This window comes from Lachnospira hominis (ex Liu et al. 2021) (assembly GCF_014287955.1).
GTDB classification, from domain to species: Bacteria; Bacillota; Clostridia; order Lachnospirales; family Lachnospiraceae; genus Lachnospira; species Lachnospira hominis.
In genome coordinates, this window is the sequence record NZ_JACOPD010000001.1 from 19017 (window position 1) to 34769 (window position 15753).

Here is a 15753-nt window from a genome sequence, read left to right on the forward strand (position 1 = left end):
GCCTGTAGTATATTCAATCATTCTTTTATTAATCCCTGTACATGTACGTATACATATTACTTCATGTATACAAAGCACTGAGATTCTGACCTTTCAGAGTTTATCCAAGTAAGTCACTGTTACCGCTCTTATTGACCGTTTCACAAGATGATATGCACCTTCGCATGATAATTTTAAAAATCAACTTATAAAATTTGGGCTTCTAACCCAATCAATAATGTGTGCCCTTGTCACACTCGGCAACCGACCCGCCCGTCCGCAAGGCTTAACATGTAATATAACCATGTGGTCTGCATGTTGGATAACTCTTATCCAAATCTTTTTTAACTATAATATATCATTTTTTTAATGTCAACAAAAAAATTAAATTTTACTCAGATTTCACTTTATTTTTGCATTATTATGTAATATCACAAAAGATATTCCATAATTGCAGCTGTAACTTTATCATTAAGTTTCATAGACATGATATTGGACATAATAACATTTTTGTCCTCACCGGATGTAAATAATCTGTAAATACTTCTCTTGTCATTATTATCCATCTGTGCCTGCAGAAGAAAATCATATATTTTATCATTAACATTTTCACCGTTGTATACAAGATTGTTTTCTTCATTATCAGCAAATATTCCAAGCTCTGACGCACCATCACAGTTACATGTAACTGTCCATGTATTTGTTTTTATATCGTATTTGGCATTATCTGCATTTTCAAATCTTATACCACGTGCAAATCCTCTTAATATAAAACGGTACTTTCTGTTTCGTGGAATTACCGATAAGTCACCGCTTACATCTATGCTTATTTTTGCCTTATCTTCATTCCAGTCGAGCACAAACTCTGTCAAAGCATATTCGCCTTTTTCGTAGTCAAATCCATCTCCAGAATCTTCGTACATAACAAATGTATTTGATGCACCCGGACATATAACCACATCAACTTTTTTCGGATTAATAATATCATTACTGCCACATTCCGAAGCAAGCGGTATTATTGCACCTGCACGTCCAAGCACAGGAATACTTTGAAGATTTCTACATAAAATCTGACTTTTTCCATTTTTACCGCCATTGTATACATCACCGGTAAATATATCTGTCCATATTCCGGCTGGTATAAAACATTCCTCACCGCTTTTTTGTGAATCTTCATCAATCTTTGTTGTAACAGGACACACAAGCATTTCACTACCAAGAAAATATTGATTTTTATAACTATATGCTTTCTCCTCAAATGGATAATAATAATACATTGGTATTATTACAGGAATATGCTCGCAATGACACCTGTAATTAAGTGTGTACATATATGGAATAAGTGCATGCCTGAATCTTAAAATCTTTTCCATATCACTGCAGTATGGCTCAGGATAATTCCATGGTTCTTTTCCACAGAACGGATTAGAGCTGCTGTGAAGCCTGTTTATCGGTGAAAACACACCAAACTGATACCATCTTAATGCAAGCTCATTGTCTTTATATCCGTTCATATGACCGCCTATATCATGACTCCACCACGTATATCCCACATTTGATGCCGTTGCTGTAAAATAAGGCTGAAATTCAAGCGATTTCCATGTAACTATCGTATCTCCAGAAAATCCTATCGGATACCTATGGCTTCCAAGTCCGCCATACCTCGAAAGAATAAGTCCTCTTCTGCCTCTTTTTTCCATATCTTTAAAATGAAAATAATTAAGCATCCATAATGGGTCAATTCCGCTTGCTCCTCCGTTGTTGCCCTGTTGCCAGTCTATCCACCAGAAATCAACTCCAGCATTTTCATGTGGATGATGTGCAAACTTAAAATACGCCTCAACAAACTCTTTGTTAGTCATATCAAACTCTATAGTTTTTTTACTGTCAGGATTAATTCCTAGATACTCTGCCATATCTTTATACATTTTTTCAAAATTACGGATACCTGATGCCGGATGGACATTAAGTGTTACATGATAATTATGTTCATGCAGCCATGACAAAAATCTTTCCGGATTCGGAAATAAATCATTATTCCATGTATATCCTGTCCATCCGCCGCCAGATTCCATCGGCACATCGACTATATGCCAGTCCATATCCATAACAGCAACGGAAAATGGTATATTTCTTTTTTCAAATTCCGTCAGCAGCTCAATGTAACTTTCTTCACTGTATTTCCAATACCTGCTCCACCAGTTTCCAAGAGCGTATCTTGGAAGAAGAGGAACAGCCCCCGATAATTTATAAAAATCACGCAGACACGCAAAATAATCACGCCCATATGCAAGATAATAAACATCAATCTCTTCATGTTTCCTTTTTGATGGCATATTTTCTTCATTAAACACAAACGATTTGCTGTCATCAAAAAATGTCCTTCCACTCTTATCCATAAGCCCGTATTCAAGTTCAACTTCCCCGTCAGCCCTGTCAAGAGTTCTCATTGTGCCTTTGAGATTATGCTCACGAGGCGGAAAACTATACGTCTTTGCACCAAAATACCACCTTCCACCGTAATTGGTAAAATCATATTTTACATCTATAAAAAGTCCTTCTTCACTAAATTTCTTTTTATCGTATATCATATGAAATGCTTCTGTCTCTATCTCAAGGCGGTCGTCACTTTGTGTCACTGTATATTCCGGTACCGGAAATTCCCTGTTAAGCACAGTCTGTGTCTGTAAATCTTCAAACACACCAGTCTCTGAATATTCCATTCTCATCATAAATGGTGTAAGCACCGAAAAACGATATTTTTCCCCCTGAACAATACATGCTTTGTTACAACAACTTTCAGCCATTTTTTTCCTCCGTTATTAAGATAATCTTTACTTAAAGATTAACACAGTCAGTTATCTTTGTCTCTGTAAATAAAAATCAAAAATGCAAATAATACAGAAAAAAAGCTCCAAAACCCTATCAATTTTAAAATCATTTCAGGGTTCTGGAACTCTCTTCTATAAATTATTTGTATTCTACATAATCAACAGTAACATATCCTGCTTCTGTTTTTTTGCTGCTATCATGGCATGCAAACATACCGCTCTTTACGCCAACCCAGCGTCCTGCTTTTGCCTCTGTTTCAATCGCCTTTGTATAATTTACACCGTCAAAACTGTACTCAAGTATAAGTTCTTCCAGCGGTGCATCTTTTACAGGAAGTCCAAGCTCATAATGTGTTATGTGCTCTTTTACGTTCACTTTGTATCTGAACCATATTGTCTTATTTGCATCTGTAAAATCAGAATCTTTAAGAGCTGTTGTCTTTTCAGCTTTTTCGTCTGTATATGCCGCATCGCAGTCAAAATCCTGTAAACCACGCACAAATTTCATTTCAAGATTTCCATTATTATTTGTAACAGAAATTGCAATATATTTCATTCCAAGTGAAATATAACCAGCTGTATCGCCGTCTTTTAATTCTGCAAGATTCATCTTTGTCTCTGCACAAAATTCCGGTGCCGGCCACTTCTGTAACAAAAGATTACGTAAATCGCCAAGAGGTCTTAAAGGTGAAGCTGCAACTGCATTTAACTTTAACTGATTATTTTCAAGTGAATACCACGAATCTTCAAAATTGGCATTCCACTGCCACTGCATTCCAAGCTTATCACCTGTGAAATCGTCGCTTGCATCAGGCTCGCATACCGGATACAGATTCTTATCTGCAAGTTCTGCTTCACTCTTTCCTATATCAGGTTTCTTATATTCCATAACCGGTTCGCCATAGTCGTTACCCGGCTTGTTTACACCGATTACAGGCCAGTCATTCTCCCAGTGCATAGGCTGGAGATGAACTATTCTTCCGCCTGCATATACATCCTGAAAATGTAAGAACCAGTCCTCGCCGGTCTGTGTATCTACCCAGGCACCCTGATGAGGACCATTTACAGGTGAGTCACCCTGACGCATAACAACCTTGTACTCATAAGGTCCAAATACATTCTTTGAACGAAGAACTGTCTGCCATCCAGTCTTAACACCTCCGGCAGGTGCAAATATATAATACCAGCCATTTCTTTTATACATCTTAGGTCCTTCAATTGTAACCTGGTCATTCTCGTTACCGTCAAAAATCTTGACTTCATCGCCGATAAGTCCCATGCCGTCAGGCTGCATCTCAACCATATGAAGCACACTCTTATAACCTATACGGCTCTTTGCCACACCTGCTACAAGATATGCTTTTCCATCATCGTCCCAGAAAGGACATGGATCAATCCAGCCCGCACCCGGTCTTATATTAACAGGTTTGCTCCATTTTCCAAACGGATCTTTTGTCGTAGTCATATAAATTCCCTCATCAGGCATAGGGAAACATACATAATATGTACCCTCATGATAACGGATTGAAGGTGCCCACACACCACAGCCATGAATAGGATTTCTGTATCTGAATTCAGGAATCTTGTCCAAAACATAATTAACTACTTTCCAATTTACCAGATCTTTTGAGTGAAGAACCGGAAGTGCCGGTGCATTACAAAAAGATGATGAAATCATAAAATAATCATCTCCGACTCTTATTGCATCAGGGTCTGAATAATCGGCATAAAGAACCGGATTGCGGTAGTTACCATTTTTTAAATCTGCAAGCCACATAAAAAACCTCCATATAACTGTAAAATAATTTTCTGTAATTTATACTTAGATATTACCGCATTTCCGTAAAGATTTCCATATGTTTTGCCAAATTCTTTTATAAAAGTTTTGTGTTAATTTTTAGGAACTATGAATGTCATAGCCTTACCCCAGAAGCTCGGTGAATATGACACTTCAAGTTCTTTCCAGTCAGACGGCACTTCATATACGATAACGCCGCTTAACTTCTTTCCCGGGGCAACCGTGCCGTCAAGTGTCTTTTTACCATTTTTGTCCCATGCCGATGCACCTGTCATGCTCTGGCTTATCGCATATCCGTCACAATAAGCATTGAAACTTACATAAGAACTTACATTAATCTCATTTTTTGAATTATTGGCAATCTCAAACTCACAACCCACAAATACATATCCGTCCTGCGGTGTAAAGAAATCTGCTCCTCCAAATTCTTCTGCATTGACAAGTGTCATCTGAACAGATTTTAACTCAGCCGTATCGCCAATTCCGAATGTCGTCTTATCGCTTGAAGGTGTTGTATTTGAACTTACTCCCTGTGAAGCACCGTCTGATGACGAAACCTTTTTTGCACTGCTGCCGCCTGCCGCAGCACCGATAATAACAATTACTGCAATCACAATTACAACTATAGGCCATTTTTTCTTTTTCATTTAATACTTCCTCCTGATATTTTAAAAGTTTTAGAATCAAATCTTCTAAGTCTGATTAAGGATAGCATTATATCAGGAGGATTTGTTATGCTGCCAGCACAAACATTACGGCAACCATAAGTACAATAATAGCAATTGCGGCAATAAACCATACCACAGCGGCAGAAATGAATTTTAACAGATTATTTTTCGATTTTCCAAACGGAAGCCTGCTCCTCATTCCAAGATAATCTGTCACCAGAAAAACTGTCATAAGCAGAATCAGGAAAAAAGCAATTCTTGCACAATTAGTTTCAAGCGGTGGCGACTGTGAACCATCTTTTTCTGTCATATTCATAGTCATGGTAAGCCATACCATAAAGCCATAACCCAGTACAGCTGTAATCATTTTCCACCATATAAGAGTACGGAATCCCGGTAAAAATCTGGGATTAGGCTTTATGCCCGCAATATTAAGCTGCGAGTCAAGAAACGATTTTTTATATTGATTTCCACTCTGCTGACGCATTCCAAGTACAACCATTATATCATTCATCAGCTCCCCGACATCATTATAGCGGTTCTGCGGCTCAATATTGGTACATTTCTTCACAATCTCCCTGAATCCGTGTGACGTGCACAACTTATCTTTTGGAAATTGTCCGGTAAGGCATACATTAATAAGCACACCCAGTGCATATATATCTGTTCTTTTATCCGACTGTCCAAAACCGAACTGTTCCGGTGCCGCATAATTTTTTGTGCCAAAAAGAATCGTATCTTCACTGCTGTTTTCATGAAATTCTTTTGCAGAATTAATGTCTATTATTTTCATGATGTTGTCATTGGTAATCATGATATTAGACGGTTTAATATCACGATGGATAAATGCAGGAACATGACTGTGCAGTAAACTAAGTGCCCTGCACAGTCTTATCGCAATGTCTCCTGTCTCCTTTTCGCTGAGCATGCCCCGCTTTCTTATAATCTCTTCCAGCGTATCACCGTTAATATACTCTTCAATTACAATAAGATGATTATCCTTCTCAACACATTCATATATTTTCGGGTAAAATGCACTTCCTGTGCTTTTTATGTATTCATAAACATCCTTGTTATATACAGAAAGTGTCTTTTTCACATATATTTTTTTATCTTCTACATTCTGGACATAATATACGTTATGTTTTTCATTAACCGTTCCTATAACTTTAAAATATGACAATCTGCACTCATTTTCAATTTCGCTGCTCATAATTCACCTTCAACTTGCATACTTCATTTTTATTAATTATACTATAATAAACAATTTAATCAAACGCAAAGGAAATTTTGACTTATGATTTCAGACAAAAGAACTTCCGGGCTTCTTGGGCAGCTTGGAAATATAAAAAATGATGAAGAATTTGAAAAATATATTTCTGAAAATACATTTAACAACTATTCTGATGACAAAAATAATGCACTCACATTTTCAGCTTATTACAATTCAATTCTGGCAGAAAAAAGTATTCCATTAAAAAATGCTATAAAAGAAAGCGGTCTGCCCGATTATGCTTATCAGATAGTAAACGGAACACGCAACAATCCCGGCAGGGAAAAAATCATATGTCTCTGCATAGCCGCACACATGAATATTACAGAGACAAAGAGAGCTCTTGAAATTGCACAGGCAGGAATTCTTTATCCAAAAAATATACGTGACGCCATTATTATAAAACATATAAATACAGATGATTTTTCTGTTATGAATATTAACTGTGATTTGGATAAACACGGCCTTCCATGTCTTAATGATATAAAATAATGAACTATATAAAAAGCTGCCGCCAACGGATATCTGACATTTCCCTTGACGACAGCTTTTATTTTACGGATACATATTTAAAATATTATTAATTACATTCTTTTGATTCTTTCAATAGCCTCGACTGTATTCTCATATGAACCAAATGCAGTCAGTCTGAAGTATCCTTCACCGCTTGGACCGAAACCTGAACCAGGTGTACCAAGTACATTAGCTTTTTCAAGAAGATAATCAAAGAAATCCCATGATGACATATTATCAGGTGTCTTTAACCAGATATATGGTGCGTTTACACCGCCTGATACAGAATATCCTGCCTCTTTAAGACCTTCCTTGATAACCTTTGCATTCTTCATATAGTAAGCAATCTGTTCTTTTGTCTGATTTTTGCCGGCTTCTGAATATACAGCCTCACCTGCACGCTGAACGATATAAGGAGCACCATTAAACTTAGTTCCGTGCCTTCTTGCCCAAAGGCTGTGAAGTGTTGTCTCACCACTCTTTAAATCTCTAGGAATTACAGTAAATCCAAGTCTTAAACCTGTAAATCCTGCATTCTTAGAAAAGCTTCTAAGCTCAATGGCACATGTTCTTGCACCTTCACACTCATAGATTGAATGTGGAACATCATCTTCTGAAATATATGCTTCATAAGCCGCATCATATATGATAACTGCACCTACTTTATTAGCATAATCAACCCATTCCTGAAGCTGTGATTTTGTGATAGTTGAACCTGTAGGATTGTTAGGAAAACAAAGGTAAATGATATCAGGTGTTTCCTTTGGAAGCTCAGGTGCAAAGTCAGTTGCTTCTGTACATGGCATATAGATTACATTGCTCCACTTCTGCTGGTCAGCAAGATAATCCCCTGTTCTTCCTGACATTGCATTAGTATCAACATATACCGGATATACAGGGTCACAAACTGCAATTTTATTATCTACGGAGAAAATATCCCCAATGTTACCTGAATCAGACTTGGCACCATCACTTACAAAAATTTCATCTGCAGAAATATCACATCCACGGCTCTTGTAATCATTTTCAGCAATTGTGCTTCTTAAAAATTCATATCCCAAATCAGGTGCATAACCACGGAATGTCTCTGCGTGAGCCATCTCATCAACTGATTTATGCAATGCATCGATTATTGCAGGTGCAAGAGGCTGTGTTACATCGCCAATACTTAACTTGATAACTTTCTTGTCAGGATTGGCTGCCGTAAATGCGGCAGCTTTCTTTGCAACTGTTGAAAAAAGATAACTTCCCGGCAATTTGAGATAATTGTCATTAATCTTAAACATTTTATTTCTCCTTTTCAATCATTCAATTTGTGATTTATTATACATCAACAAAAGTCATGCCACAACTTTTTTATTTTAGTTATTTTGCGTCAGATGATAAAATTCCTCATCTTAATACATTCTTAAATGCCACTGTGAAACCAGAATACTTTTACAGGAGTACATCCTTCTTTCGTTCTTAATGTGTGTTTTACTCCCGCAAGTGCAACAAATGAATCTCCCGCCTTTATCGGAAATACCAAATCATCAAGCTTGGCAAAACCTTCACCTTCAAGCACATAAAAGCCTTCCTGGTCATCATGTGCACCCGGATGGTCTGAAAATTCTGTATTTGCATAAATTGTTGTTCCTGAAGCACATCCGTTTACACAACCATTTTCTGTTGTAAGAAAACGATATGTTCTCTGATTCTCTCCCTGCTTTTCTATTACTTCTTCCGCTGTTATATATGGCTTCATATTTTTCCCTTTCTTTTGCTTATTTAAAATGACTTTATTTTATTAATCAAATAACCTTCTGTATAACAAATGTGCCACACAGATTTTTAAAAAATGGGACGTACATAATTCTTATGCACGTCCCCATCATTTTACTTATTCTGATATCTTAATAATTCTGTATATGCAAGAAGGAATGGTCCAACACCCTTTGCATCATCTTCAACGATTGGTTCTGACATGTAATAATCATATGTACCCGGTCTTCTGTCTTTACCGCCAAGTCCGGCAACAAGACAAATTCCTCCAAGTGACATCTCGCCTTCTTTTGTCTTTAAATACTTGTCACAGATACCATCAATAGCTTTCTTAGCATATTCTACATATGATTCAGGAAGAATGCCAAGTCTTACACCTTTAAGCAATGCATATGCCATAATTGAGCTTCCGCTTGTCTCAAGATAATTCTTGTCCATTCCGCCATAATTAACTATCTGATACCACATACCGCTCTCATCCTGATATTTAATCATTGAATTAATCAAATCAACAAATGCATCCTGTAACATCTTAACTTCTGCATCAAACTTATGGTCTGAATTGTCTACAATTTCGAGGCTGTCAAGAAGTGCCATTGAATACCAGCCAATTGCACGAAGCCAGCTGAGCTGTGAAAGGCCTGTTACCTTATCACACCAGAATGCTTCTCTGCTTGTATCCATTGCATGGAAATATAATCCGTTAAGTGGATTTCTCATATTTTCAATTACAAACTTAAACTGTGAGAAAATATCATCATAGTTCTTTCTGTTATTAAATCTTGTCTCATATTCAAGATAAAATGGCTGTCCCATATACATGCCATCAAGCCATACCTGATTTGGATATATATCTTTATGCCAGAAATTGCCAGATTTACATCTTGGCATAATCTCTATCTGCGAATAAACAAGGTCAATTGCTTTTCTGTACTTTTCTTTTCCTGTGAGGTCATAAAGTTCAAAAAGTGTCTTACCCGCATTAACATTATCGATATTTTTCTCACCAACATTATATCCGTCAATTGTTCCATCCTCAAATACACGATAATCAATAAAATCGTCTGCAAATTTAAGATATTTTTCGTCTTTTGAAATTGCATACATCTGAAGTACGGCCTTAATCATACATCCATCAATATAATTCCATTTAGATTTAAGTCCCTGCTTAATCTTTTCAATATTCCACATTGGTGCTTCAGGTGTGCTTTTCTCTAAAAGCTCGTCAATATACTTAACAATAATATCCATTTTCCTTCTCCTTAAAAATTACATTGCTAATTTTGTTCATTATACTACATTTGCAAAAATTTTACAATAAATTTAACCAATTATATCACTTATATTATATCTGATTATTTTACAGGTTTTGCATCATTAGTTTTATCATTTTCCGTATAAGACAGTTTTATGACATCACCCACATTATATTTTATTATCTCAGGATTTTCTATCACATTGACATCAAATATTGCATCCGAAGAGTCAATAGTTATATAAAAATGAGAATTGCCATCAACTACTGTCTGTATTATTTTTGTTATTGTTCCGGAAATGTTTTTCTCTTCCTGCTTTTCCTGCGTTATGACACCACTCTGTGACATCATTTTAATATAATTAGCTTCACATTCACTCACTGTTTCGCCGATTGCAACATTCTGATATTTTTCAATATTAAGCATAGCATAAGATTTTACAAGTCCGGCACTGTCCTTTAAAGCCATGAAATATGTCGGCTCACCTCCTACATTAAGAAGCAGCGGAAATGTTGCCGTATAATTAAGATGCTGCACTTTTCCCTCAGCCGAACTCATCGCAGAATTCTCTTCTGCACCGGAAATCTCATAATAACGTGTCTCCATGGTTCTCTGGTTCATAAGAACAAAACCTACGTTGGATTTATCCTGTCCTACTGATGTTATACCGGTATAAACCCATACATCATCATCAAGAGCTATATAATTATAGCCGTCAGTAGTTTTCACACAATCTTTCTGACGCAGTACACTGTTTAAAAATCCGTGTTTGAGTGTTCCATAATAATCATATAGATTTATAAGCATATCAGCCGAATAAACCTTGTCTACCCACTGTGGAACTTCACTTACGTCATAATCCTGCATCTGTCCCGTAACAGCATTGCATAAAACAACACGGCCTACTGTAACACCACCGAAAAGTCCTACATTATATTTCTTTGCCGGACATATCCAGTACGGTGTTCCGTCATCATCAATCTCAAATCTTATATCATCAAACATATATGTCGGATACGCAAATCTTAAATGTCTGTATATATTTCTACCAAAATGGTCACTTGTCGAATATCTGATGCCTTTTTCAAGACGCACAACTTCAGCCTGCTGTGTTGTCATGTCAATTCTTATATATCCCGGTATTCCGTCTGATTTGTTAGTAAGCCACTTTATCAGGCTTCCATATTGTAAAGGTGAAACTCTCACAGGTTTGTTCTTATAATTAATCTGTGTATACATGTCATTTACTTCAAACTGCGATACAAGGTCAACCATTGTTCCCATAACACGATTACCAATTGTCTCTGCCGAATCCTTGTCAAGAATCGGAATCTGATCATACGAAACTTCTTTTATATCATCTTTAAAACTTCTTGTCTCAACATCAAGAAGCTTCTGATATTTTGAAGCATTTATAATCTTTGAAGATAATAGGCTTCCAATGGCAAAAACAGCAGCGACCACAATACATACTGCTGCCATTATCTTAAATATCTTTGCAGACTGCGGTGTCTTAAATTCTATACCAAATCTGTCTGCCGAAAAATACCCGCTCCCCGCACTCTGCGTAAAACGAGTCTGAAACAGCAGATATATAATCATTGCGGCAACAAGCACAACTATTATAAACTTCCAGAATCCCGGCGAATGAATATTAATTGCCGGAAGTGCTATATAATAATAAACCGATGCTACAATAAGAAGCAGTATTGTTCCTGCTATAATTGTTTTCGCTTTCCAGTTCTTCATACTATCCCCTTTCTATTTGCAAGAATATTGTTAAAAATCTCATCTGCCACATCTTCCTTACTCATAATCGGAAGCTCTTTTATCTCATCTTTTGTTATCAGTGTGACAACATTCGTATCCGTCCCGAAGCCTGCACCTTTGACTTTCACATTATTAGCAATTATCATATCAAGATTTTTCTTTTCAAGCTTTGCTTTTGAATTCTCAAGCATATGCTCCGTCTCCATTGAAAATCCGCAAAGGAACAGATTATCACGTTTCGTTTTACCAAGTGTGCCTATTATGTCATCCGTTCTTTCAAGTGCAATTGACATATCGCCGTCTTTTTTCTTGATTTTTTCATCTGCCACAACCGCCGGTCTGTAATCAGCAACCGCTGCAGCTTTCACTATTATATCTGCCGTTTCTGCCTCTTTTGTAACCGCCTCAAACATCTGTCTTGCCGATTCAACGTGAACCATTTTTACAAATGGTACATCCTTTAATTCCACAGGTCCCGATACAAGCGTTACATCAGCACCTCTTTCCATGGCATTTTTAGCAAGTGCAAAGCCCATCTTTCCTGTTGAACGGTTAGATATAAATCTCACAGGGTCAATCGTTTCTCTTGTCGGTCCTGCTGTGACACATACTTTAAGCCCTTTCATATCTTTCTCATGTGCAAGTTCTCTTAAAATATATGAAAGAAGCACCTCCGGTTCAGGCATCTTGCCCTCTCCCGTATCACCACATGCAAGATATCCGCTTGCTGGATTTATAACATCAATACCATAACTTTCAAGTCTTTTCATATTGTCTTTGACAACCGGATTGTTAAACATCCTCGTATTCATAGCCGGTGAAACTATTTTTTTACACTCACATGCCATAAATGTTGTCGTAAGCATATCATCAGCTATACCGTTTGCTGCTTTGCCGATAAAATTCGCCGATGCAGGAGCGACAAGAAATAAATCTGCTTTCTTTGCAAGTGAAACATGTTCTACGCTGTACTGAAAATTTCTGTCAAATGTATCTACAAGGCATTTATTTCCCGTAAGTGTCTCAAATGTAATCGGATTAATAAAATTACATGCATTTTCTGTCATAATTACATCAACATTACACGAAAGCTTTTTTAATGCACTTGCAAGACTTGCTATTTTGTATGCTGCAATACTTCCTGTGACTCCAAGAATCACATTTTTACCTTTTAACATATCTTTTCTCTCCCTTATCATGCGGCTGATACCGGAATTCATACCGTCACATATCTACCTGGTCTGCCGCATAAATATAAATCATTCTACATTTTTATCATATATTATCTTCAGACCCTTTAATAACAATGCATGGTCAACTATTATATCATGTCTGCACTCCGGCACAATCACCCTCGACAGTCCACCTGTTGCAACCACCTTGATTCCATGCGGATTTTCCTTTGATGCAAGCGGAATTCCGATTTCATCTGCCATTCTGTCTATCATTCCGTCTATACATGACGCATTGCCATAAACCACACCGCTCTTCATGCAGTCAAGCGTATTCTTGCCGATTACATGTCCGGGAGCTTCAAGGCTTATACGCGGGAGCTGTGCTGTTCTTGATGCAAGTGCATCAACCGATACACGTATTCCCGGAAGAATGACTCCTCCGGCATAGCTGCCTTTATCATCAACAATAGAAATTGTTGTCGCTGTACCCATATCAATAATCATTACCGGTGCACCATATTCTTTTATTGCTGCAACTGCATCAACAATCAGGTCACTTCCGACACGTCTTGGCTCATCCATATGTATATTAAGTCCTGTCTTCACTCCCGGTCCAACAACCATCGGTGTTATATCAATAAGCTTCTCGACTGCTTCACGGATTATATTTACAAGCTGTGGCACAACCGATGAAATTATGGCACCGCTTATCTGGCTGCTGTCAATTCCATAAAGTTCAAGCACCGTCTTTATAAGAACTACATACTCAAGTTCTGTCTTTTTCAGATCTGTTGCCAGTCTCTCTTCAAAATAAACTTTATCATCATCTATACAACCGATAACTATATTAGTATTTCCCATGTCAATCGCAAGAACCATTCCGCGTTTATTTGCTCTGTGAATATTATTATCTGTCATTTACCAATTCCTCTATTCCAAAAACTATTGTAACTTCAATTTTATTATAAAGTAAGATTGTCAAAATGTCTATTGACATTAAATCATTTTAAGACGAAAATAGTTTTATCAAAAATAAGGAGAATCTTGATTTATGAAAACTGGAATCGTATTTGAAGGCGGTGCTTTCAGGACTATATTTTCATGCGGCGTAATGGATGCTTTTCTTGAAAAAAATATTATGCCTGACTACATAATAGGTGTTTCCGCAGGTGCTGCATATGGCGTTTCATACGCCTCAAGACAGCCTGGCCGGAATTTGAAAATCATCCTTGATTACTGCGATGATAAGCGTTATATGGGTATCAATAATCTTCTTAATCCCAAAAATAAATGTTATTACGGACTCGATTTTGCATATGACACAATCCCTAATAAACTTGTTCCATTCGATTATGACGAATTTGACAAATACCATGGTGAATTTTATGCTGTTGTGACAAATGTTTTAACAGGTGAACCTGAATATATGAAATACACAACAGCCGACCGCAACAATCTTATCCTTAAAGCGACATGTGCCCTTCCAATTCTTTTTCCTAATATATATATTAATGACACACCTTACCTTGATGGTGGTCTGAGTGACTCAATTCCATATGAAAAAGCATTTGAAGACGGCTGTGACAGAGTTGTTGTAGTCCTGACAAGAGAATCAGGATATAAAAAATCAACAACATCATCTACAAAAGCTATGGCAAGAGCTTATCACCGCTATCCTAATATCGCGATAGACCTTGTGAAACGTGCCGGAAGATACAATCACAGCCTGAAAAAATTAAGACGTCTTGAAAAAGAGGGCAAAGTTATTGTCATACGACCTGACTCAACAGAAGGTTTTTCAAGACTTGAAAGAGACAAAGAAAAAATTCTTAATATGTATGATGAAGGATATGCCAAAGGAATTGACATATCCGGCAAAGTAGCTGAATTTTTTGCAAAATAAGGTGCAAATATTCATATACGCACCTTTTTCCATCTAAAAATTATGGCAGATAAAATCCTTTAATATTCCTATAGCTTCTCTTACCATATAATTAGTTATAAGAACTTTATCGCTGCCTGCGGCAATTCCATAAGTATTTGTTATGCCTTTTGCCGCAGCCAGCTTTTTTGCCCGGTATACATGAAAATTACTTGTGACAATGGCTGTCTTTGCTGTTGTATCATCCATCAGTTTTGCACTGTATCTCATATTCTGGTCTGTATTGTAAGATTTATCTTCCTGTATGATTCTTTCAGGGCTGATTCCTTTTTCAACGAGATAGTTAAACATAGCTTCTGCTTCTGTCGTATTTTCGCCGTTGCCTTTACCACCTGATACAATTATAACCGCATCTTCATGTTTTTTGCCGTAATCATAAGCTTTGTCAAGCCTTTTCCTTAATGACCTTGTTATTCTGTCACCTCTTATCTGACATCCGAGAACTATTACATAACGGCAGTCCTCATCTGTATTTTCCGTCATCCCCGAAATAACGAGGCACTCCAATATAACAAATAATATGACACCAATTATCATAACTGCCGCAAAAGCAGTTGAAATTTTATGTGATACAGATATAATTCCCCTTACATGTGCGAATCTTACTCCGAATACCACTGAAAAAAATATACCTCCTATAAGCCATATAAATATAAACGACGAGCCTATACCTGCATATGATGCACAAAGTATATAATATGCAAAACATATCAATGCTGCTGCCAGCCACAAAAAATACATAAAATTCCTCCAAAAAGCAATAAATCTGTTTTTTAAATATATCGTA

13 protein-coding genes are annotated in these 15753 nt (G+C 36.9%); 2 read left to right on the forward strand and 11 right to left on the reverse strand.

All coding sequences use genetic code 11. The features are described 5' to 3' along the window. Positions 1-410: 410 nt before the first annotated feature. The 4 genes from H8S01_RS00080 to H8S01_RS00095 all read right to left on the reverse strand — a co-directional run bounded on the left by H8S01_RS00080 (position 411) and on the right by H8S01_RS00095 (position 6489). Positions 411-2786, reverse strand: a complete 2376-nt coding sequence (locus H8S01_RS00080) for a glycoside hydrolase family 31 protein (RefSeq protein ID WP_186835759.1) — start codon at positions 2784-2786, stop codon at positions 411-413. Between the two features lie 163 nt (positions 2787-2949). Then, positions 2950-4587 carry a glycoside hydrolase 43 family protein gene (locus H8S01_RS00085; protein ID WP_186835760.1) on the reverse strand — a complete coding sequence of 546 codons (1638 nt, stop codon included), beginning with the start codon at positions 4585-4587 and terminating at the stop codon, positions 2950-2952. Positions 4588-4700: 113 nt separating this feature from the next. Continuing rightward, positions 4701-5255, reverse strand: a complete 555-nt coding sequence (locus H8S01_RS00090) for a DUF4352 domain-containing protein (protein WP_021865877.1) — start codon at positions 5253-5255, stop codon at positions 4701-4703. Positions 5256-5340: 85 nt separating this feature from the next. Beyond that, entirely contained in the window at positions 5341-6489 is a 1149-nt protein-coding gene (locus H8S01_RS00095; protein WP_186835761.1) for a serine/threonine-protein kinase, read from the reverse strand. A gap of 84 nt (positions 6490-6573) precedes the next feature. On the opposite strand from H8S01_RS00095, the gene H8S01_RS00100 reads away from it, so the two are divergent. Further along, positions 6574-7041: a hypothetical protein gene (locus H8S01_RS00100; protein ID WP_186835762.1), complete on the forward strand. Its 468-nt coding sequence runs from the start codon at positions 6574-6576 to the stop codon at positions 7039-7041. A 92-nt stretch (positions 7042-7133) separates the two neighbouring features. On the opposite strand, the gene H8S01_RS00105 is transcribed toward H8S01_RS00100, so the two are convergent. The 6 genes from H8S01_RS00105 to H8S01_RS00130 form a co-directional block, all read right to left on the reverse strand. Next, positions 7134-8348, reverse strand: coding sequence for an LL-diaminopimelate aminotransferase (locus tag H8S01_RS00105; protein WP_186835763.1), 1215 nt, complete (start codon positions 8346-8348; stop codon positions 7134-7136). A 122-nt stretch (positions 8349-8470) separates the two neighbouring features. Beyond that, the gene (locus H8S01_RS00110; protein WP_021865873.1) at positions 8471-8806 is read right to left on the reverse strand and encodes a cupin domain-containing protein; all 336 of its coding nucleotides are present in this window, start codon (positions 8804-8806) and stop codon (positions 8471-8473) included. Positions 8807-8937: 131 nt separating this feature from the next. Beyond that, entirely contained in the window at positions 8938-10074 is a 1137-nt protein-coding gene (locus H8S01_RS00115) for a glycoside hydrolase family 88/105 protein (RefSeq protein ID WP_021865872.1), read from the reverse strand. Positions 10075-10178: 104 nt separating this feature from the next. Then, positions 10179-11828, reverse strand: a complete 1650-nt coding sequence (locus tag H8S01_RS00120; protein ID WP_186835764.1) for a CvpA family protein — start codon at positions 11826-11828, stop codon at positions 10179-10181. Continuing rightward, complete coding sequence (gene coaBC, locus H8S01_RS00125; protein WP_186835765.1) at positions 11825-13027, reverse strand: bifunctional phosphopantothenoylcysteine decarboxylase/phosphopantothenate--cysteine ligase CoaBC; 1203 nt, start codon at positions 13025-13027, stop codon at positions 11825-11827. The genes H8S01_RS00120 and coaBC overlap by 4 nt, the downstream gene beginning before the upstream one ends. A gap of 81 nt (positions 13028-13108) precedes the next feature. Further along, complete coding sequence (locus H8S01_RS00130; protein ID WP_186836050.1) at positions 13109-13903, reverse strand: type III pantothenate kinase; 795 nt, start codon at positions 13901-13903, stop codon at positions 13109-13111. A gap of 172 nt (positions 13904-14075) precedes the next feature. On the opposite strand from H8S01_RS00130, the gene H8S01_RS00135 reads away from it, so the two are divergent. After that, positions 14076-14927 (forward strand): patatin-like phospholipase family protein, encoded by an 852-nt coding sequence (locus H8S01_RS00135; RefSeq protein WP_186835766.1) that lies wholly within the window; start codon positions 14076-14078, stop codon positions 14925-14927. A 33-nt stretch (positions 14928-14960) separates the two neighbouring features. Here the strand turns inward: H8S01_RS00135 and H8S01_RS00140 are convergent, their stop codons facing one another. Continuing rightward, positions 14961-15707: a YdcF family protein gene (locus H8S01_RS00140; RefSeq protein WP_186835767.1), complete on the reverse strand. Its 747-nt coding sequence runs from the start codon at positions 15705-15707 to the stop codon at positions 14961-14963. Between the last annotated feature and the right edge of the window lie 46 nt (positions 15708-15753).

Coding starts and splice junctions, on each gene's coding strand:
- H8S01_RS00080 (WP_186835759.1), bottom strand. CDS start 2,786: ATGGCTGAAAGTTGTTGTAACAAAGCATGTATTGTTCAGGGGGAAAAA.
- H8S01_RS00085 (WP_186835760.1), bottom strand. CDS start 4,587: ATGTGGCTTGCAGATTTAAAAAATGGTAACTACCGCAATCCGGTTCTT.
- H8S01_RS00090 (WP_021865877.1), bottom strand. CDS start 5,255: ATGAAAAAGAAAAAATGGCCTATAGTTGTAATTGTGATTGCAGTAATT.
- H8S01_RS00095 (WP_186835761.1), bottom strand. CDS start 6,489: ATGAGCAGCGAAATTGAAAATGAGTGCAGATTGTCATATTTTAAAGTT.
- H8S01_RS00100 (WP_186835762.1), top strand. CDS start 6,574: ATGATTTCAGACAAAAGAACTTCCGGGCTTCTTGGGCAGCTTGGAAAT.
- H8S01_RS00105 (WP_186835763.1), bottom strand. CDS start 8,348: ATGTTTAAGATTAATGACAATTATCTCAAATTGCCGGGAAGTTATCTT.
- H8S01_RS00110 (WP_021865873.1), bottom strand. CDS start 8,806: ATGAAGCCATATATAACAGCGGAAGAAGTAATAGAAAAGCAGGGAGAG.
- H8S01_RS00115 (WP_021865872.1), bottom strand. CDS start 10,074: ATGGATATTATTGTTAAGTATATTGACGAGCTTTTAGAGAAAAGCACA.
- H8S01_RS00120 (WP_186835764.1), bottom strand. CDS start 11,828: ATGAAGAACTGGAAAGCGAAAACAATTATAGCAGGAACAATACTGCTT.
- coaBC (WP_186835765.1), bottom strand. CDS start 13,027: ATGTTAAAAGGTAAAAATGTGATTCTTGGAGTCACAGGAAGTATTGCA.
- H8S01_RS00130 (WP_186836050.1), bottom strand. CDS start 13,903: ATGGTTCTTGCGATTGACATGGGAAATACTAATATAGTTATCGGTTGT.
- H8S01_RS00135 (WP_186835766.1), top strand. CDS start 14,076: ATGAAAACTGGAATCGTATTTGAAGGCGGTGCTTTCAGGACTATATTT.
- H8S01_RS00140 (WP_186835767.1), bottom strand. CDS start 15,707: ATGTATTTTTTGTGGCTGGCAGCAGCATTGATATGTTTTGCATATTAT.